Source organism: Mitsuaria sp. WAJ17, assembly GCF_014174515.1.
Lineage (GTDB): Bacteria > Pseudomonadota > Gammaproteobacteria > Burkholderiales > Burkholderiaceae_C > Roseateles_B.
In genome coordinates, this window is sequence record NZ_JACJUG010000152.1 from 1 (window position 1) to 336 (window position 336).

1 protein-coding gene is annotated in these 336 nt (G+C 69.0%); it reads right to left on the reverse strand.

The genetic code is table 11. From position 1 onward, the window contains the following. Nucleotides 1–336: condensation domain-containing protein (locus H5407_RS23820; protein ID WP_183106939.1), on the reverse strand; the 336-nt coding region annotated here is incomplete at both ends.

The following is a 336-nucleotide window of genomic DNA, read 5'->3' on the forward strand; positions in this document are numbered from 1 at the left end:
GCACGACCTGGCCCAGGGCCTGCACGAAGCGGTCCAGCTTGTCGCGCTCCTGGAAGCTGAAGAGCACGTCCTGCAGGTACACATCGCCCTGGGTCGCCATCAGGTGGTGGAACAGCATGCCTTCCTGCAGCGGGGCCAGGGGGTAGATGTCCTGCACATTGGCGGCGCCGCCGGGCACGCGGGCCACGAGGGCGTCCAGCTGTGCCTGGCTCAGCGAGACCAGGGGCAGCATCTGCGGCGTGATCTGCGTTGCGCCTTCAGGGATGGCGTTGGGCGGGACTTCGACCTCGCGGAGCTGCTCGGGACTGCCTTGCAGCCCCTGCGCCAGCTGCGCCA